At 71.8% G+C, this 16,906-nt stretch carries 18 protein-coding genes; 9 read left to right on the plus strand and 9 right to left on the minus strand.

Annotated elements, in window-relative coordinates:
* Positions 1–260: 260 nt before the first annotated feature.
* Complete coding sequence (nagB, locus tag J7E97_RS11445) at positions 261–1,046, minus strand: glucosamine-6-phosphate deaminase (RefSeq protein WP_215025349.1); 786 nt, start codon at positions 1,044–1,046, stop codon at positions 261–263.
* 717 nt (positions 1,047–1,763) lie between these two features.
* Here nagB and J7E97_RS11450 point away from each other — a divergent pair.
* Positions 1,764–3,233 carry a sensor histidine kinase gene (locus J7E97_RS11450; protein WP_215025456.1) on the plus strand — a complete coding sequence of 490 codons (1,470 nt, stop codon included), beginning with the start codon at positions 1,764–1,766 and terminating at the stop codon, positions 3,231–3,233.
* A gap of 247 nt (positions 3,234–3,480) precedes the next feature.
* Here the strand turns inward: J7E97_RS11450 and J7E97_RS11455 are convergent, their stop codons facing one another.
* Both J7E97_RS11455 and J7E97_RS11460 read right to left on the minus strand, forming a co-directional pair.
* The gene (locus J7E97_RS11455; RefSeq protein ID WP_003953983.1) at positions 3,481–3,738 is read right to left on the minus strand and encodes a WhiB family transcriptional regulator; all 258 of its coding nucleotides are present in this window, start codon (positions 3,736–3,738) and stop codon (positions 3,481–3,483) included.
* A gap of 332 nt (positions 3,739–4,070) precedes the next feature.
* On the minus strand, positions 4,071–5,036 hold the full coding sequence (locus tag J7E97_RS11460; RefSeq protein ID WP_215025351.1) for a diacylglycerol kinase family protein: 966 nt from the start codon (positions 5,034–5,036) through the stop codon (positions 4,071–4,073).
* An 86-nt stretch (positions 5,037–5,122) separates the two neighbouring features.
* On the opposite strand from J7E97_RS11460, the gene J7E97_RS11465 reads away from it, so the two are divergent.
* On the plus strand, positions 5,123–5,560 hold the full coding sequence (locus J7E97_RS11465) for a hypothetical protein (RefSeq protein WP_215025355.1): 438 nt from the start codon (positions 5,123–5,125) through the stop codon (positions 5,558–5,560).
* Positions 5,561–5,609: 49 nt separating this feature from the next.
* Here J7E97_RS11465 and J7E97_RS11470 read toward each other — a convergent pair whose 3' ends face one another.
* The 3 genes from J7E97_RS11470 to J7E97_RS11480 all read right to left on the minus strand — a co-directional run bounded on the left by J7E97_RS11470 (position 5,610) and on the right by J7E97_RS11480 (position 7,559).
* Positions 5,610–6,662: an RNA polymerase sigma factor SigF gene (locus J7E97_RS11470; RefSeq protein ID WP_215025358.1), complete on the minus strand. Its 1,053-nt coding sequence runs from the start codon at positions 6,660–6,662 to the stop codon at positions 5,610–5,612.
* The gene (locus tag J7E97_RS11475) at positions 6,659–7,072 is read right to left on the minus strand and encodes an anti-sigma regulatory factor (RefSeq protein ID WP_112452126.1); all 414 of its coding nucleotides are present in this window, start codon (positions 7,070–7,072) and stop codon (positions 6,659–6,661) included. Before J7E97_RS11475 ends, J7E97_RS11470 begins: the two co-directional genes overlap by 4 nt.
* A 226-nt stretch (positions 7,073–7,298) precedes the next feature.
* Positions 7,299–7,559: a UBP-type zinc finger domain-containing protein gene (locus J7E97_RS11480; RefSeq protein WP_215025361.1), complete on the minus strand. Its 261-nt coding sequence runs from the start codon at positions 7,557–7,559 to the stop codon at positions 7,299–7,301.
* A gap of 64 nt (positions 7,560–7,623) precedes the next feature.
* Here J7E97_RS11480 and J7E97_RS11485 point away from each other — a divergent pair, with 64 nt between their 5' ends.
* Positions 7,624–9,201, plus strand: coding sequence for a Na+/H+ antiporter (locus J7E97_RS11485; protein WP_215025364.1), 1,578 nt, complete (start codon positions 7,624–7,626; stop codon positions 9,199–9,201).
* A gap of 25 nt (positions 9,202–9,226) precedes the next feature.
* Here J7E97_RS11485 and J7E97_RS11490 read toward each other — a convergent pair whose 3' ends face one another.
* Positions 9,227–10,135: a 1-aminocyclopropane-1-carboxylate deaminase/D-cysteine desulfhydrase gene (locus J7E97_RS11490; protein ID WP_215025365.1), complete on the minus strand. Its 909-nt coding sequence runs from the start codon at positions 10,133–10,135 to the stop codon at positions 9,227–9,229.
* Positions 10,136–10,145: 10 nt separating this feature from the next.
* A complete protein-coding gene (locus J7E97_RS11495) occupies positions 10,146–10,736 on the minus strand; it encodes an N-acetylmuramoyl-L-alanine amidase (RefSeq protein ID WP_215025368.1) in 591 nt (196 codons plus the stop codon).
* 466 nt (positions 10,737–11,202) lie between these two features.
* On the opposite strand from J7E97_RS11495, the gene J7E97_RS11500 reads away from it, so the two are divergent.
* The 4 genes from J7E97_RS11500 (at position 11,203) to J7E97_RS11515 (ending at position 14,765) form a co-directional block, all read left to right on the plus strand.
* Positions 11,203–12,609, plus strand: a complete 1,407-nt coding sequence (locus tag J7E97_RS11500) for a family 2B encapsulin nanocompartment shell protein (protein ID WP_215025371.1) — start codon at positions 11,203–11,205, stop codon at positions 12,607–12,609.
* Between the two features lie 2 nt (positions 12,610–12,611).
* Positions 12,612–13,661: a family 2 encapsulin nanocompartment cargo protein polyprenyl transferase gene (locus J7E97_RS11505; RefSeq protein ID WP_374224132.1), complete on the plus strand. Its 1,050-nt coding sequence runs from the start codon at positions 12,612–12,614 to the stop codon at positions 13,659–13,661.
* A 186-nt stretch (positions 13,662–13,847) separates the two neighbouring features.
* Complete coding sequence (locus tag J7E97_RS11510) at positions 13,848–14,447, plus strand: GNAT family N-acetyltransferase (protein WP_215025375.1); 600 nt, start codon at positions 13,848–13,850, stop codon at positions 14,445–14,447.
* A 117-nt stretch (positions 14,448–14,564) separates the two neighbouring features.
* Entirely contained in the window at positions 14,565–14,765 is a 201-nt protein-coding gene (locus J7E97_RS11515; RefSeq protein WP_215025377.1) for a hypothetical protein, read from the plus strand.
* 50 nt (positions 14,766–14,815) lie between these two features.
* Here the strand turns inward: J7E97_RS11515 and snpA are convergent, their stop codons facing one another.
* On the minus strand, positions 14,816–15,481 hold the full coding sequence (gene snpA / locus J7E97_RS11520; protein ID WP_215025379.1) for a snapalysin: 666 nt from the start codon (positions 15,479–15,481) through the stop codon (positions 14,816–14,818).
* Positions 15,482–15,692: 211 nt separating this feature from the next.
* On the opposite strand from snpA, the gene J7E97_RS11525 reads away from it, so the two are divergent.
* Positions 15,693–16,637, plus strand: a complete 945-nt coding sequence (locus J7E97_RS11525) for a LysR family transcriptional regulator (protein WP_215025382.1) — start codon at positions 15,693–15,695, stop codon at positions 16,635–16,637.
* Positions 16,638–16,678: 41 nt separating this feature from the next.
* A complete protein-coding gene (locus tag J7E97_RS35725) occupies positions 16,679–16,906 on the plus strand; it encodes a winged helix-turn-helix transcriptional regulator (protein WP_308346459.1) in 228 nt (75 codons plus the stop codon).

Genomic DNA, 16,906 nt, shown 5'->3' on the forward strand with positions numbered 1-16,906 from the left:
AAGCACAACGAAACAGCCAGACCCTACCGCTGGACCTACGAGGGCACCCCGCTCAAAGCAGCCTGAACACCCCTCCACGAACTTCCGCGGAGCAGCACTAGCACTGCCGGAGCCGGGCACCCGTCACGGGGGTGTCCGGCTCCGCCGTGTGCGGTGCGGGCGCCCGACGCCGGGCGTGCGGCTCCGCCGTGTCCGGGTACGGCGAAGGCCGGGTCTCCCCAGGGGGAGACCCGGCCTTCGCCGTCGTGGTGCCTACGTGCTCACAGGCCCTGCCAGGAGGGCTTGTTGGCGTAGGTGTGGCGGAAGTAGTCCGCCAGCTTCAGCTTGGACGCCGCGGCCTCGTCCACGACGACCGTGGCGTGGCGGTGCAGCTGGAGCGCGGAGGCCGGGACGAGGGCGGACAGCGGGCCCTCGACGGTCTGCGCGACGGCCTCGGCCTTGCCCTCGCCGGTGGCCAGCAGGACCAGGTGGCGGGCGTCGAGGATGGTGCCGATGCCCTGGGTGATGACGTGGTGGGGCACCTGGTCTATGTCGTTGTCGAAGAAGCGCGCGTTGTCCACGCGGGTCTGCTCCGTCAGCGTCTTGATGCGGGTGCGGGAGGCCAGCGAGGAGCACGGCTCGTTGAAGCCGATGTGCCCGTCCGTGCCGATGCCGAGCAGCTGGAGGTCGACGCCGCCGGCGGCGGCCAGGGCCCGGTCGTACGCGTCGCACGCGGCGACGATGTCGGCGGCGGAGCCGTCGGGGCCGATGAAGGAGGCCTCGGAAAGGCCCAGCGGCTCGACGACCTCGCGCAGGACGACGGCGCGGTAGGACTCGGGGTGTCCAGCGGGCAGCCCGACGTACTCGTCGAGCTGGCAGATGCGGGCCTTCGAGGCGTCGACCTGGCCGGCCTTGACCCGGGCGGCGAGGGCCTCGTAGATGGGCAGCGGGGTGGAGCCAGTCGCTACGCCGAGCAGGGCGTCGGGCTTGCGGCGGACCAGAGCGGCCATGGCCTCCGCGATGAGTTCGCCGCCTGCCTTGGCGTCCGGGACGATGACAACTTCCACGCGGGGCCTGCCGATCTGGAGAGGGACGATCGTGGTATAGACCAATCTAGCAGAGGAGGGCCTTGCGCGGCCTGTCTCCGCACACTCCATGGTGGTCCGGATTTCCGCCCCCGGCCTCCCGGGAACGGGGCACTTGCGGCCCCCCTCGGTGACCCGCCGATGGGCCGCGTACGCCGTCCGGAGCGCCCCGTGGCGCTGCCTGCGACGGCCGGGCTCGGCCTCGATCGCGAAGGCCCGGCACAGGGCGTGTCCCAGCCGTCGCGCGACGGCCCGAGCCGGGAGCGGCCGGGGGCGGTGGAGGCGGTGAGGCGGCGGCAGGGAGGGGCACTGTGCGCCTGGCCGCAGTGGCGGCGGCGATGGCCCGGTTCCTCTGGCCTACGGTGCCGGGCAGGACCCTCAGCCCGACCGGCACCGTAGTCCGGAGTACTTACGGCCGACGGGTGTGCGGTGCCCGACGGCCGGGGGAGGTCCCGCGCGGTCAGGGCAGAGCGCGCGGCTTACCTCGATCCGTCCTCCTGTGCGGGGAGGGCGGAAGCTTTGGTGCAATTGTGGACTAGACCAATCTGTTCTGTCCATCCAACGACGGGGCCCACGTTCCCGTCACTTCCTCCAAGCCTACGCGGAAGGCGGGTCTCCTGGATACTCCTGGGTACTCCCGACGATCGCGCTGCGGAAAGTCATGGCCCATACCCGGGGTACGCTCGCCACGTGCCCTCCATGAACGACCTCGTACGCCAGCACACCGCTCTCAGTGAAACCGACCTGGAGTGGCTCCACCTGCTGGTCTCGGAGTGGCAGCTGCTCTCCGACCTCTCCTTCGCCGACCTCGTGCTGTGGGTGCCCACCCTCGACGGCAGCCGGTACGTGTCCGTCGCGCAGATGCGCCCGAACACCGGCCCCACCTCGTACCAGGACGACATGGTCGGCCACCTGGTCCCGCGCGGCCGCCGCCCGCTGCTCGACGCCGCGCTCGACGAGGGCCGGATCGTGCGCGAGGGGGACCCGGAGTGGCGCGAGGAGGTGCCGGTCCGCGTCGAGTCGATCCCGGTCCGCCGCGAGGGCCGGGTGCTGGGCGTCATCGCCCGCAACACCAACCTGCTCACTGTGCGTACACCCAGCCGGCTGGAGCTCACCTACCTCCAGTCCGCTTCCGACCTGGCCCAGATGATCGCGGCGGGCTCCTTCCCGTTCCCCGGCCAGCAGGTGGACATGGACGCCTCCCCGCGCGTCGGGGACGGCCTCATCAGGCTCGACGCCGACGGGGTGGTGACGTACGCGTCCCCGAACGCGCTCTCCGCCTATCACCGGCTCGGCCTCGCCTCCGACCTGGTCGGCCAGCACCTGGGCAACATCACCTCCGAACTGGCCCCCTCCCGCGGCCCGGTGGACGAGGCGCTGGTCAAACTCGCCAGCGGCTGGGCCCCGCGCGAGACGGAGGCCGAGGGCGACAGCGGGGTCATCCAGCTGCGGGCCATCCCGCTCAAGCCCAAGGGAATCCGGATCGGTTCCCTGGTCCTGTGCCGGGACGTCACCGAACTGCGCCGTCGCGAACGTGAATTGATCACCAAGGACGCGACCATCCGGGAGATCCACCACCGGGTGAAGAACAACCTCCAGACCGTGGCCGCCCTCTTGCGCCTGCAGGCCCGCCGCATGGATTCGCCGCAGGGGCGCGAGGCGCTGAACGAAGCCGTCCGGCGCGTCGGTTCGATCGCGATCGTGCACGAGACGCTGTCTCAGAACCTGGACGAGCGGGTCGAGTTCGACGAGATCGCCGACCGGGTGATCGCGATGGTCGCCGAGATCTCCCCGGGCAAGGTCGCCTGCCGGCGCACCGGCCGCTTCGGAATCCTGGACGCGGAGGTCGCCACCCCGCTGTCGATGGTGCTGACGGAGATCCTGCAGAACGCCCTGGAACACGCCTTCACCCAGGGGGAGGGCGGCACCGTGGAGGTGTCCGCGACCCGGACGGGCACGGGCCGGAGCGATGCCCGGCTGCTGATCTCGGTGGTCGACGACGGCTGCGGCCTGCCCGAGGGATTCGACCCGAAGCGGGCCGGCAATCTCGGACTGCAGATCGTACGGACCCTCGTGGAGGGCGAACTGGGCGGCGGGTTCGACATGGTCGCGGCCGAACCGCGCGGCACCAAGGTCGTCCTCGACATACCGGTGCCCTCGCACAAGTAGCGGGGGCGCGGCCGGGCCGGAGCGCCGGCCCGGTCACTCACCGTGACGCGCTGGGCTCCGAAGGCCCCGAAGAGCACGGAAGGGCCAGCGCCCCGAAGAGCGCAGAGGGGCTGGCGCCCCGAGGGCGATGTGCCCCGGACAGCACTGAGCCCCGGACCGAATGGTTTTCGGTCCGGGGCTCAAGAGCACGTTGCTGAGCGCTGATACGGGGTACTACGCGCTGCGGCTCGAGGCTCGAAAGTCGATATCAGGCGCTGGCGTTGCGCGCCCGGTTGCGAGCGGCGCGGCGCTTCATCGCGCGGCGCTCGTCTTCGCTGAGACCGCCCCAGACACCCGAGTCCTGGCCGGACTCAAGCGCCCACTGCAGGCACTGCTCCATGACGGGGCAACGGCGGCAGACGGCCTTGGCTTCCTCGATCTGCAGCAGCGCAGGACCGGTGTTGCCGATGGGGAAGAAGAGTTCCGGGTCTTCCTCGCGGCAAACGGCGTTGTGACGCCAGTCCATGGCTGCTCCATCTCCTTGTATTGCGGGCAAGTTGCTTGTGAATGTGAACGCTTTCACGAATCCCTTCGCGGGGGAAGGGAGGCCGCCCAGTTTGGTCAAAAGCTCGCCCTGGATGGCCGGAGATTCGTGGAGGGGTTCTGGCGATCTGTGTGGGTGCCGGGTTCTGCGGGCTGTCCCGATCGCCATGTAGAGATTCGCAAACCTCGGACGGGGATACAACCCCTTCCGGAAAGTTTTTTTTGATTCGTCGGTGTCTACTAGGTCACAGCCCTACTTCGTGGGGGTGGACCGGCGTGTAAACGTTCGAGTGAAAGGGCTTCGGGCTCTTCCGCTCACACAATCACACGCAGTGCACGGCGTACGCCTGTGAACCGAACGCTGGTACGCAGACCGAGGTGGTCTCCGTCCATCTGGAAGGGAAGCGGCACCTTTGAATGCAAGGTGAAGTCGGTCAGATCGTGTAGAGACACCGCATGCTTTCCGTGCGGGCCGCGCTCAGGAGTCGAGGTCAGGAGCTGTGTCGCGTAGCGAGCGACCGCCGGAGTTGACAAACGGTCCAGGGCCAATACGTCAAGTGCGGTATCGAACGACGCCTCGGGCGAGGCGTAAAGGGGGCGGTTGCCCAGATACGTCCACGGTGACGTGTTGCACACTATCGACAGCACCAGGTCCGTCACCGGATCCGCGCCGGGGCGCTCCAGCGTGACCGTACCGTGCCTCCGGTTCGGCTCTTCCCAGAACTGGCGCATCAGCTGCCGTACGTAGAGGGCGTGTGTCGAACGCTTGCCCCGTTCGCGCTGTTGTTCGACCCGCCCGACGACGCCCGCGTCGAAGCCGAAGCCCGCGCAGAAGGTGAACCAGCGCGCCGGCACGGACTCGTCCTCGGTGCCGGGCGTTCCCGCCGCCAGCCCCAGGCCGACCGTCCGCTCGCGCCGCTCGCGCAGCGCGTCCAGCAGGGCGCCGGTCGCCTCGACCGCGTCGTTGGGCAGGCCGAGCGCACGGGCGAACACATTGGTGGAACCGCCGGGGACCACCGCGAAGCCCGGGAGCCGGTCCGGATCGGGGCCCTCGTGCAGCAGCCCGTTGACCACTTCGTTGACGGTGCCGTCACCGCCGAGCGCCACCACCAGGTCCATACCGGTCTCGGCCGCCCTGCGTCCCAGGTCCCGGGCGTGGCCGCGGTACTCGGTGGTGACCGCCTCCAGCTTCATCTCGCTAGCCAGGGCGTGGGTCAGGACGTCACGCGTGCGGGCGCTGGTGGTCGTCGCTGCTGGGTTGGCCACGAGGAGTGCACGCATGAGCGCAGCCTACCGACCCGTTCGCGGGCGGCCCATACTGGCCGTCCCCCGGGGGCGCCCGGGGGACACCCCGATACCCTGCTGGGGTGAGTACGAAGCCCCACCCCACCGCACCCGACGGCCCCGCCGTGCCGCCCCGCAGGCTGACCGCGGCCGCCGCGCTCACCGCGCTTGAGGGCCTGGCCCTGGCCGGCCTCGGCGTCTACATGCTGTACGTGGGCATCGCCGGCGGCGTCGACTCCCCGCAGCAGGCGGAGACGGGTGGGATCACCCTGCTGCTCCTCTCCGCGCTGCCGCTGACCGCGGCGCGCGGGCTGCGCCTGGGCCGCCGCTGGAGCCGCGGCCCGGCGCTGATCACCCAGCTGATGGCCATGCCGGTGGCGTGGACGCTGTGGACCGCGGGCGGCGCGATGACCGCCGCCGCCTCGGCCCTGGCGCTGGCCGCGGTGGCCGTCGTGGGACTCCTGGTGAACCCGACGGCGACCGCGGCACTCGGCATCGGGCCCGGCGAACGGACCCGCTAGCCCGCCCGCGCGTCAGGCCCGCAGGCCCGGCCCGCGCGGCGGCAGGCCCTCACTCCTCGACGAGGAGCTTCTCCCGGAGCTGGGCCAGGGTGCGGGCCAGCAGCCGGGAGACGTGCATCTGGGAGATGCCGACCTCCTGCGCGATCTGCGACTGGGTCATGTTGCCGAAGAACCGCAGCAGCAGGATCCGCTTCTCGCGCGGCGGCAGTCCCTCCAGCAGCGGTTTGAGGGACTCGCGGTACTCGACGCCTTCCAGCGCCTCGTCCTCCGATCCCAGGGTGTCCGCGACCGCCGGCGACTCGTCGTCCGTGTCCGGGACGTCCAGCGAGAGCGTGCTGTAGGCGTTGGCCGATTCGAGGCCCTCCAGCACCTCCTCCTCGGAGATCCCCAGCCGCTCGGCCAGCTCGTGCACCGTGGGGGAACGACCGTGCTGCTGGGACAGCTCCGCCGTCGCCGTGGTCAGCGAGAGCCGCAGCTCCTGCAGTCGCCTCGGGACGCGTACCGCCCAGCCCTTGTCGCGGAAGTGCCGCTTGATCTCGCCGACCACCGTGGGCGTGGCGTACGTGGAGAACTCAACCCCCCGGTCCGGGTCGAACCGGTCCACCGACTTGATCAGCCCGATGGTGGCGACCTGTGTCAGGTCGTCCAGCGGCTCGCCGCGGTTGCGGAAGCGCCGCGCCAGGTGCTCGACCAGCGGCAGGTGCATCCGTACGAGACGGTTGCGCAGCTCGGCCTTCTCGGGCGAGCCGTCGGGCAGCGCCCGCAGCTCGATGAACAGGGCCCGCGCGCCACTGCGGTCGCGCGGGTCCGGCAGGGGTGCCGGACTGATGAACACCGGAGCCGGTGGGACTCCGAGTGCGTGTTCGGCCGGGGCCGCCGGGGCCGTGGCAGCGGCCCCCGGTGGCTGGACCGGCAGTGTTTGGTCGTGCTGGTTGTCGCTCATAGGGCCCGCCCGTCGCTCCGCCGAGTCCGAAAAGCCGTCTTCCGCATCCGTGTCAGCCGGGTGCGGCCGGGCGTGCTGCTGCTCCGGAATGCCGCCGTCGACCTCGTGTCGTACCCGGGGCCGATCCCCGCCCCGCACCGGGACCTCCCCGCCGCTCACGCCGGGCCTGGTCCCGCGCCGCGCTGTTTGTAGAGGCTGATGCTCACCGTCTTGTCCTCCTCGACCGTGGCCTCGACCTTGCCGGCCAGGGCCGAGAGGACCGTCCACGCGAACGTGTCGCGCTCCGGCGCACGGCCGTCCGTGGTCGGTGCGGAGACGGTCACCTCCAGCGAATCGTCCACCAAGCGGAAGACGCAGCTGAGGACGGAGCCGGGCACGGCCTGCTGGAGCAGGATCGCGCAGGCCTCGTCCACCGCGATGCGGAGGTCCTCGATCTCGTCGAGGGTGAAGTCCAAACGTGCCGCGAGGCCGGCCGTGGCCGTCCGCAGCACCGACAGGTAGGCACCCGCAGCGGGCAGCCGGACTTCCACGAAGTCCTGGGTCCCGGGCTCGCCTGCGATCTGGGACACCCTCACCTCCAAGGTGGTACGAGCTCTGTTCGCCGGTGACGCTATCGCGATCCGGGCGATCGTGTCGCGGCCCCCCTCGTGGAGAGCGCGAGGCCCCGTCGAACATAGCTGGCCGTGCGGCCGTACCTACGACCAGTGACTGATGGTAAGCCCTTGGGTACGCACAGTGGCTAGGGGTCTGCGGGCCCAAATCAGGGGAACCGGCGGAGGGTTGACCTACCCCGCCTCAGACGATCGAACCGTCGACAAAACACCACCGCCAGGTCTCGCCCGGTTCGAAGCTCCGCATGACCGGGTGGCCGGTCGCGCGGTGGTGCGACGTGGCGTGCCGGTGGGGCGAGGAATCGCAGCAGGCGACGTACCCGCACTCCAGGCACATGCGCAGCTGCACGGGATGACTGCCGAGCACCAGACATTCGGGGCAGGTCTGGGCAAGGGGGGTGGGCTCGGGGCGCGGCAGTTCGGGAACGTGGTTGCACTCGCTCATGATGGCCAGCGTACTGAGGTGCGGGCGCCCGAGGATGACGCGAGTCGAGCAAGGATGATCTTCGATGGAGGTATTGCCGCTGGTGGCGCTGGTCGCGGGTTGCGCGATCATCGCCGGTCTGGCCCGGCGCACCCCGGTGCCCGCGCCACTGCTGCTGGTCGCCGCCGGTCTGGCCGCCGCGTACGTCCCGGGCGTGCCGCCGTACGGCCTCGACCCGCACATCGTGCTGCCGCTGCTGCTCCCGCCGCTGCTGTACACGGCCGCCGTGGACAGCTCGTACCTGGATCTGCGGGCGAACATGCGGCCCGTGGCACTGCTCTCGGTGGGGTACGTGCTCTTCGCGACGCTCGCCGTCGGGTACGCGGCCTACCTGCTGGTGCCGGGGCTGTCGCTGCCGGTGGCGCTGGTGCTGGGCGCGGTCATCGCGCCGCCCGACGCGGTCGCCGCGACGGCCATCGCCCGCAAGCTGGGGCTGCCGAACCGCATCACGACCATCCTGCAGGGCGAGTCCCTGGTCAACGACGCCACCGCGATCACCGCCTACAAGGTGGCGCTGGCGGCGGCGGTCGGGGCGAGCGCCGGCTGGACGGGCGGGATCGCGGAGTTCCTGCTGGCCTCGGTGGGCGGGGTCGGCGTGGGCCTGCTGCTGATGGTCCCGATCCACGTGCTGCGCAAGACGCTGCGCGAACCCCTGCTCCAGAACACGCTGTCGCTGCTGATCCCTTTCGTGGCCTACGCGGCCGCCGAACGGGTGCACGCCTCGGGCGTCCTGGCGGTGGTCGTGGTCGCGCTGTACCTCGGGCACCGGAACTGGCAGGTGGACTTCGCGACCCGGCTCCAGGAGGCGGCGGTCTGGAAGATGGTCGCCTTCATCCTCGAATCGGTGGTCTTCGCGCTCATCGGGCTCCAGCTGCCGGTGGTCCTCAAGGGGCTCGGGGAGTACGAGGGCGCGGCCGCGGCGGGCTACGCGGTGGCCGTCTTCGCGGTCGTGGTGGTGGCCCGCTTCGCGTGGGTGTTCCCCGCGACGTTCCTGCCGAGGCTCTCGCGGCGGATCCGGGCGCGGGAGCCCGAGACGAACTGGAAGGCCCCCGTCATCGTCGGATGGGCCGGCATGCGGGGCGTGGTCTCGCTGGCCATCGCCTTCTCCGTGCCGGTCACGGTCCCGCACCGGAACCTGATCCTGTTCCTGACCTTCACGACGGTCATCGGCACGCTGGTGGTCCAGGGGCTCACCCTGCCGCCGCTGATCCGGCTGCTGAAGCTGCCCGCGAGGGACCTGCACGCGCAGACCCTGGCGGAGGCCCAGGCCCAGAGCGAGGCCTCCCGGGCGGCGGACGAGCGGCTGACGGAGCTGCTGGCCTCCCCGGAGAACACCCTCCCGCCGCCGCTCGCCGACCGGCTGCGGACCGTACTGGAGCGCAGGCGCAACGCCGTGTGGGAGCGGCTCGGGGAGGTCAACTCGGTGACGGGGGAGTCCGCGGACGACGTGTACCGCCGGCTGGCCGGGGAGATGATCGCCTCCGAGCGCGAGGTCTTCGTCTCGCTGCGCGACGCGCGCCGCATCGATGACGAGATGCTCCGCGCGCTGCTGCGCCGCCTCGACCTGGAGGAGGCGGCGGCCTACCGCGAGGAGACGGCGTAGGCCGGCCGCCGAAGCGGCGGGGCGCTCACGGCCGGCCCGTGACCACCGCCGCCACGGTGGAGCCCCGGGGGAAGGCGCCGGCGCGGGTCAGGGCGAGCAGCGCCCAGAGGAGCTTCGCCACGTAGATCCGCTCCACCGGGAGGCCGTGGCGGGACTCGAAGTCCGCCGCGAAGACCTCCAGCGCCTCGGGGACGCGGGCGTAGCCGCCGTGGGCGAAGCCCTCGGCCAGCGACCAGTCGCCGGCCGGACCGCCGAACGCCGCCGCCTGGAGGGAACGTATCTCCGCCTCCAGGAAGCCGCCCCCGACCACCGGCACCCCCACCGCCCGCTGCCCGGCGCCGAGTCCCGCCGACAGCCCGGCCAGCGTGCCCCCGGTCCCGCAGGCCACCGCGGCCACGTCGCAGGCGCCGCGCAGCTCGCGCCCGAGCTCGGCGCAGCCGTGCAGCGCGAGCGCGTTGCTGCCGCCCTCCGGGACCACGTACGCCCCGTCGGCCCCCGCCGCCTCCAGGAGGCCGGGCAGGGCCGCCGGATCGGCCTTGAGGCGGTACCGCGCGCGGGAGACGAAGTGCAGCCGCATGCCGTCCGCGGCGCACCGGGCCAGGGACTCGTTCAGGGGGCGTCCCGCGAGCTCGTCGCCCCGTACGATCCCGACGGTCTCCAGGCCGAGCAGGCGGCCGGCCGCGGCCGTGGCGCGCAGGTGGTTCGAGTAGGCCCCGCCGAAGGTGGCGAGCCGCGGATACCCGCCCGCGACGGCCGCCCGCAGGTTCGGCGCGAGCTTGCGCCACTTGTTGCCCGCAAGCTCCGGATGGACCAGGTCGTCCCGCTTCAGGAGCAGCCGTACGCCGTGCTCGGCGAAGCGCCCGTCCGTCGCTTCGGCCAGCGGGGACGGCGGGCGGGGGAGCAGCGCCTCGGACGCTTCGGGAGCCTCGTTCACCAGGCAATTGTCACTTCAAGCGCTCCTCGACGCGGGCGCGCATCGAGTCCATCGTGAATCCCTTCGGGTCGATCTTGCCCGGCTGCCATTCCAGATGGCCGATCACCGAGCGGGCGGACCATCCGTGGACGCGGCACAGGGCGGCCGCCGCGCGGGCGATCGCGTCGAGCTGGACGGCGGGCCAGGGGTCCTCGCCGCTGCCGAGGTTCTCGCACTCGAAGCCGTAGAAGTGGCGGTTGCCGTCGGTGTCCGCGTGCTGGTCCGGAGGCAGCCGCTTCTCCGCGATCACCGCGGCCAGGACCGCGGAGTCGCCCGCGCCCGCGTGGTTGGCGCGGCCGTAGCCGACCAGGTGGACCCGGCCGTCCTTGGTGATCACGCCGTGGCAGAGCGGGCCGGGGAGGGCCTCGTCGCCGTCGCGGCAGAGCCGGACGGTGTACGCGGTGCCGTGCGTGACGGTGTGATGGATCATCACCCCGTTGACCGGGCCCCAAGGCCCCTTGTGGTTGCGGTTGTGGGTGCGCCAGGCGCCGACCTCGACGACGGTCAGGCCCTCGGCCCGCAGGGCGTTGATGAACCGGTCCGCGGACATGGGTGCGGACATGGCCGCCTCCTTGACTCTGCGTGAGTGATCTGTCACTCACCGGTCTAGTGGAGGCCGCCATTCCGCCGCAAGGGCGCAGAGGGGGCGGGGAGGGCGCTCGATCGTCGGGACCGGTGGCAGCGGCCGGGCCTCGGAGCGCGTGACCGCCGTGATGGTGATCGAACGGACCGTGTGCGGGGGCTCCGCCGTGATGTGGACGTTCGTTCGAGGAGTCCGTTGGGTTCACGGCGCCCGCGAGCGCCCGCCGCTGGTGAGAACCGGCCATCGGTCCCCGCCGTCAGGCCGGTTGCCGCACGGGTGGCTGAAACAGGTGTGGCGTGAGCGTCTCGTGGTGAGGAAGTTGAACTCCAAAGGGTGCCCCGTCCACGGATGGAGTAGTCCCACCCTTTTGTGTAATGGTCCCACCACGGTCCGTACTGCGAGGCTGCCGACCGCAGATCCATGGAGTGATCGAAAGGGAAAAACAATGTCGGTCCAGGCAGGTTCCGAATCCGCGGCCCAGGCCCCGCAGCGCAGTCTCGGTACATCGGCCGCGCGGAACTTGGCAACCACGACCAAGTCCGCGCCGCAGATGCAGGAGATCACCTCCAGGTGGCTCCTGAAGATGCTCCCGTGGGTCTCCGTCCAGGGCGGCACGTACCGGGTCAACCGGAGGCTGAGCTACTCGGTCGGCGACGGTCGCGTGGAGTTCATCAAGACCGGCACACAGGTGCAGGTGATCCCGGCCGAGCTCGGCGAACTGCCCCTCCTGCGCGACTACGAGGACCTCGACGTCCTCACCGAGCTCGCCGCCCGCTGCCACCAGATCGACTTCGAGGCCGGCCAGGAGCTCACCTCCTTCGGCAACCCCGCCGACAAGGTGTTCCTGCTCGCCCACGGCCGCGTCGACCAGATCGGCACCGGCCCCTACGGCGCTGACGCCGTCCTGGCGACCGTCGCCGACGGCGCCTACTTCGGCGAGGACTCCCTCGTCGACGAGGAGGCCATCTGGGAGTGGACCGCCCGCGCCGCCACCGCCGGCACCGCGCTCGTCCTGACCCGCCAGGACTTCCAGATCCTCGCCGACCGGGTCGAATCGCTGCGCGCGCACGTGGACTCCGTACGGGCCCTGCCCGAGCAGCGCACCAACAAGTACGGCGAGGCCGCGATCGACCTCTCCGCGGGCCACCAGGGCGAGGCCGTCCTGCCCGGCACCTTCGTCGACTACGAGGCCCGCCCGCGCGAGTACGAACTCTCCATTGCACAAACGGTCCTGCGGGTCCACACCCGCGTCGCCGACCTGTACAACCAGCCGATGAACCAGACCGAGCAGCAGCTCAGGCTCACGGTCGAGGCGCTGCGCGAGCGCCAGGAGCACGAGATGCTCAACAACCGCGACTTCGGCCTCCTGCACAACGCCGACTACGACCAGCGCATCCAGCCCCACGACGGCGCGCCCAGCCCCGACGACATGGACCAGCTGCTCAGCATGCGGCGCGGCTCCAAGTTCTTCCTCGCGCACCCCAAGGCCATCGCCGCCTTCGGCCGCGAGTGCAACAAGCGGGGGCTGTACCCGGAGTCGGTCGAGATCGGCGGCCACCGCGTGCCGTCCTGGCGCGGGGTCCCGATGTTCCCGTCCAACAAGATCCCGATCAGCGACGCCCGTACGACGTCCATCCTCTGCATGCGCACCGGCGAGGACGAGTCGGGCGTGATCGGACTGCACCAGCCCGGCATCCCCGACGAGATCGAACCGAGCACCTCCGTACGGTTCATGGGGATCAGCGAGCAGGCGATCATCTCCTACCTGGTCACCGCCTACTTCTCCGCCGCGGTCCTCGTGCCGGACGCGCTCGGTGTTCTGGAGAACGTCGAGATCGCGCGCTGGCGCTGACCGTGCCGACCATCGAGGCGATCGCCGCCGGCGAGGGGCAGGAAGCCGCTGCCCTGCTCGACCGGACAAGAGAAACGGTCAACCCGGAGCTGCGCCGGACCGTCGAGAGCCTGCCCGGCCCGATGCGGCGCGTGGCGATGTACCACTTCGGCTGGGAGAACGAGGACGGCACCCCCGCCTCGGGCAGCCCGGGCAAGGCCGTCCGGCCCGCCCTGGTCCTCGCCGCCGCCGAGGCCCTGCGGGGTGCGGGGGGCCCGGCGGGGGACGCGGTGCGGGCGGCGGTGGCCGTGGAGCTGGCACACAACTTCACGCTGCTGCACGACGACGTCATCGACAAGGACGCCCGTCGCCGGGGCCGGGCCACCGCCTGGACGGTCTTCGGGACGCCGGACGCGATCGTCACGGGCGACGCCATGATGGCGCTCGCCCTGCGGCTGCTCGCCGAGGACCCGCACCCCGCCTCGGCGGCGGCCTCGGCCCGGCTGGCGGCCTGCGTGATCGAGCTGTGCGCGGGCCAGCAGGCGGACTGCGCCTTCGAGCAGCGCTCGTACGTCTCCCTCGACGAGTGCCTGGCCATGGCGATGGCCAAGACCGGGGCCCTCCTGGGCTGCGCGTGCGCGCTCGGCGCCCTGTACGCGGGGGCCGGGCCGGACGAGGCCGACGCGATGGACGCCTTCGGGCGGGAGGCCGGGCTGGCCTTCCAGCTCATCGACGACCTGATCGGCATCTGGGGGGACCCCGGCCACACCGGGAAGCCCGCGGGGGCCGATCTGGTCGCCCGCAAGAAGTCCCTGCCCGTCGTGGCCGCCCTCACCTCGGGCACCGGGGCGGGGGCGGAACTGGCAGCGCTGTACGCGGGTCCCATGACCGGGGACGACGTGCGCAGGGCCGCCGACGCGGTGGAGCGCTCCGGCGGGCGGGACTGGGCGCAGGCCCACGCCGCCGACCGGATGGGCCGGGCGGTGCAGCAGCTGTCGCGGGCGGTTCCCGACCTCGGGGCGGCGGGCGGGTTGCTGGCGCTGGCGGAGTTCGTGACGCGGCGTACGAAGTGAGCGCGTAGGCGCTGAAGGGGCGTGGCGCTGAAGAGACGTGGGCGCTGAAGGCGTGGGCGCGAAGGGGCGCCCGAAGGCCTGTTCCGGCACCGCACGGTACCGGAACGGGCCTTACCGCGTCGGTGGGTCAACCCTAGGATCACTCACGGTTGTTGACGCGTGAGTGACGTGAGAAGGGTGTGGCCCATGGCTCTGGAGATACGTCGAGCGGACCAGTCCGACCGGGACGCGGTGGCGCGGCTCCTGGACGAGGCGTTCCACGAGGACCCGGTGAGCAGCTGGGTGTTCCCGGACCCGGAGCACAGGTCGGCGGTGCACGGGAAGTTCCTCGGGGTCTTCGTCGACGTGGCGCTGGCCGAGGGCTGGATCGACTGCGCGGCGGACGGCTCGGCCGCGGCGCTGTGGCTGCGGATTCCGGCCGGCGATCCGGAGGGCGGGGCCGTCGAGGACGAGCTCCCGGCGAAGATGCGGGCGGTGGCCGACCCGGACAACGAGCGCTGCGAGCTGGTCGGCCGGCTGACGGGCGAGGTGCACCCGACGGCGGAGGAGCACGAGTACCTGCTGATGATCGCGGTCGCGCCGGGCAGGCAAGGGGAGGGGCTGGGGACGGAGCTGATCGCGCCGGTGCTGGAGCGGTGCGACCGCGAGGGGGTGCCGGCGTACCTGGAGGCGAGCAGTGAACGGAGCGGCCGGCTCTACGAGCGGCTCGGTTTCGAGCACACGGGCACGCCGGTGCGGCTGCCGGACGGCCCGCTGATGTGGCCGATGTGGCGCAAGCCGCGGTGACCTCTCGGCTCTCTCGGACCTCTCGGCTCTCTCGGATCTCTTGGGCTCTCGGATCTCTTGGGGCACTGCGGCCGGTCCCGCCCCGCCGGACGCGCGAAACCGGCTTACCGTGGAGGTATGGCCGGAGAAGAGCAGCAGCGCGCACACGAGACGGTCGCCCCGCGGGCCGGGCACGAGCAGCGGACGTGCCCGGCCTGCGGTAGCCCCGTCGACACGGTCGTCAGACGGCGCAAGGCGCTCGGGATCTTCATCCCGGAGTGGGTGCCGGGTCCCTGCCGGAACCCGGACTGCGCGGCGTACCTGCCTCCGGAGGCCTGAACCCCGCCGGTCCGGGCCCCGGAGTCCGCCCGGCGCTCAGCCCTTGGCCCTTAGCCCTTGGAGTCGAGGCCCGAGGCGACGAGGCCGTTGGCCCACAGCTGGTTGACGCGCGAGCGCTCGGTGGAGTTCGGGGTGGCGTTCTGGCAGGAGGTGCCGGGGCCGCCGCCCGACATCAGCTCGCTGCACGGACCCGAGTAGTGGTCCGGCAGGCCGAGCACGTGGCCGGTCTCGTGCGCGGTCACGCGGGTGGAGTTGTACTGCTGGTTCTGCCGGTAGTCGAGGAAGATGTACCCCCGGCCGTGACCGTCGGTGCTCGCGTACGAGCCGCGCGAGTCGTTGCCCTCGTTGTAGGAGAAGTTCCCGCCCGAGGACACCTCCTGCAGCTTGACGTTGGTCACCGACCCGTTCCAGATCTGGGTGGAACGGGCTATCTGCGTCCGGAAGGTCGGCGCGTTGCGGGTGTTGTACGTGACGGTCACGGCCAGCAGCCCCGGGTTCGCGGCGCGCTGCTCGGCCACCGAGCGCTGGACCGCTTCGTAGAAGGCGCGGTTGGCGGCCTGGTTCTCCTGCGAGCGCTCGTACGCGGCGTACGTGCTCGGGCTGCCGGCGGCGGGACCGGCGGCGGCGCTCGCGCTGGGGACGATGCCGCCGAGGGCGGCGGCGACGCCGAGACCGACGGCGGCGGCGGACATCATGGTCTTGCGGGAGTGGCGCATGTGGGGACTCCTGCTCATCCGGTGCGGGGGGTGTGGGGGGTCGTTCGGTACCGGAGTCTGCGGGAGCGGGGGTGGCCGGCGGATGATGCCAGCCTCCGATAACGCCGAGTTATCGGACAGTTTTCGGCAGGGCAACTCCCTTGAGAATGGCGGGATTCGGGGGTATGTCAGTGGCTGGTGCGCTCGGAGCCCACCGACCTACTCTCTGGACATGGAGCTTGAGGTCAGGCACCTGCGCGCCCTGTGCGCCATCGCCGACGCCGGCAGCCTGCACAAGGCCGCCCGGCAACTCGGCGTGAGCCAGCCCTCGCTGACGACCCAGCTGCGCCGCATCGAACGGGCCCTGGACGGCGAGCTGTTCCTGCGCGAGCGCACCGGCTGCCGGCCGACCCCCTTCGGACGCACCGTGCTCGGCCGGGCGCGCCCGCTCCTCGCCGAGATGGCCGCCCTCGTCGCGGAGGCGCGGGCGCTGTCCCAGGGACCCCGACTGCGGATCGGCTCGACGGCCAGCCGCGCCCTGCCCGGCTGGCTGAGCCGCTTGCACCGGCGGCTGCCGGACACCGAGACCGACCTGGTGGTCGACGTCTCCGCCAACGCGCTGCTGCGGATGACGGCTTCGGGCCGGCTCGACGTGGCGTTCGTGCACGAGGTGGAGGGCAGCCCCCTCCAGGTGCCGGCCGGGCTGCGGCTGCGGGTGCTCATGGAGCGCGAACCGCAGTTCGTTTCCATGGCCCGGGACCATCCGGCGGCGGCCCGTTCCGTGGTGGAGCTGCGGGACCTCGCCGCCGACCGGTGGACAGTGGACCCGTCGGTGGACGGCGAATGGGACGGCCTGCGCAGGGTCTTCGCGCGCGCCGGACTCGACCCGCCCCTGCTGCACGCCGACTACCACACGGCGACCTCGCTGATCGTCTCGGGCGAGGCCGTCGCCCCCTGCCAGCCCACCTCCGGGCCGCGCGAGGACATGGCGATCCGGCCGCTCTCGGGCGACCCCCTCGCCGTACGCCTCCTCCTCGCGACCCGGCCGGGGGTGCACGAGGGGGTCTGCGCCGAGCTGTACGAGGACCTCCGCGCGGCCTACCGCGAAGCGGCGCTCCGCACCCCGCCCTACCGGGCCTGGCTGCGCCTCCACGCGAGCCCCCTGCTGGCGGCGTAACCCCGGCGCCAAGCCGGTGCGGCCGCGCGCTGCTGCACCGGATCGGCGGGCTCGGCCCGAAGGTACTGAACGACGCGCTGCGCGGGCTGGAGTCCACGGGCTTGGTGGAGCGCCGCGCGTACGCGCGGGCCCCGCCCCGGGTCGACTACGGCCTGACGGAACCGGGTGAGGCCCTGCTCGTCCCGATCCGCGCGGACCCGTCGGGCCCCGGAGGGCGTGGCTCGACGTGCTTGACTTCCCCCAACCGCGATATATCGTGTTGTCCATAA

Origin of the sequence: Streptomyces sp. ISL-66, assembly GCF_018614135.1 — a bacterium.
GTDB lineage: Bacteria > Actinomycetota > Actinomycetes > Streptomycetales > Streptomycetaceae > Streptomyces.

Excerpts from the sequence above, each read along its gene's own strand:
- J7E97_RS11450 (WP_215025456.1), top strand. The coding sequence starts at position 1,764 with ATGAACGACCTCGTACGCCAGCACACCGCTCTCAGTGAAACCGACCTG.
- J7E97_RS11455 (WP_003953983.1), bottom strand. The coding sequence starts at position 3,738 with ATGGACTGGCGTCACAACGCCGTTTGCCGCGAGGAAGACCCGGAACTC.
- J7E97_RS11460 (WP_215025351.1), bottom strand. The coding sequence starts at position 5,036 with ATGCGTGCACTCCTCGTGGCCAACCCAGCAGCGACGACCACCAGCGCC.
- J7E97_RS11480 (WP_215025361.1), bottom strand. The coding sequence starts at position 7,559 with ATGAGCGAGTGCAACCACGTTCCCGAACTGCCGCGCCCCGAGCCCACC.
- J7E97_RS11485 (WP_215025364.1), top strand. The coding sequence starts at position 7,624 with ATGGAGGTATTGCCGCTGGTGGCGCTGGTCGCGGGTTGCGCGATCATC.
- J7E97_RS11495 (WP_215025368.1), bottom strand. The coding sequence starts at position 10,736 with ATGTCCGCACCCATGTCCGCGGACCGGTTCATCAACGCCCTGCGGGCC.
- J7E97_RS11500 (WP_215025371.1), top strand. The coding sequence starts at position 11,203 with ATGTCGGTCCAGGCAGGTTCCGAATCCGCGGCCCAGGCCCCGCAGCGC.
- J7E97_RS11510 (WP_215025375.1), top strand. The coding sequence starts at position 13,848 with ATGGCTCTGGAGATACGTCGAGCGGACCAGTCCGACCGGGACGCGGTG.
- J7E97_RS11515 (WP_215025377.1), top strand. The coding sequence starts at position 14,565 with ATGGCCGGAGAAGAGCAGCAGCGCGCACACGAGACGGTCGCCCCGCGG.
- snpA (WP_215025379.1), bottom strand. The coding sequence starts at position 15,481 with ATGCGCCACTCCCGCAAGACCATGATGTCCGCCGCCGCCGTCGGTCTC.
- J7E97_RS11525 (WP_215025382.1), top strand. The coding sequence starts at position 15,693 with ATGGAGCTTGAGGTCAGGCACCTGCGCGCCCTGTGCGCCATCGCCGAC.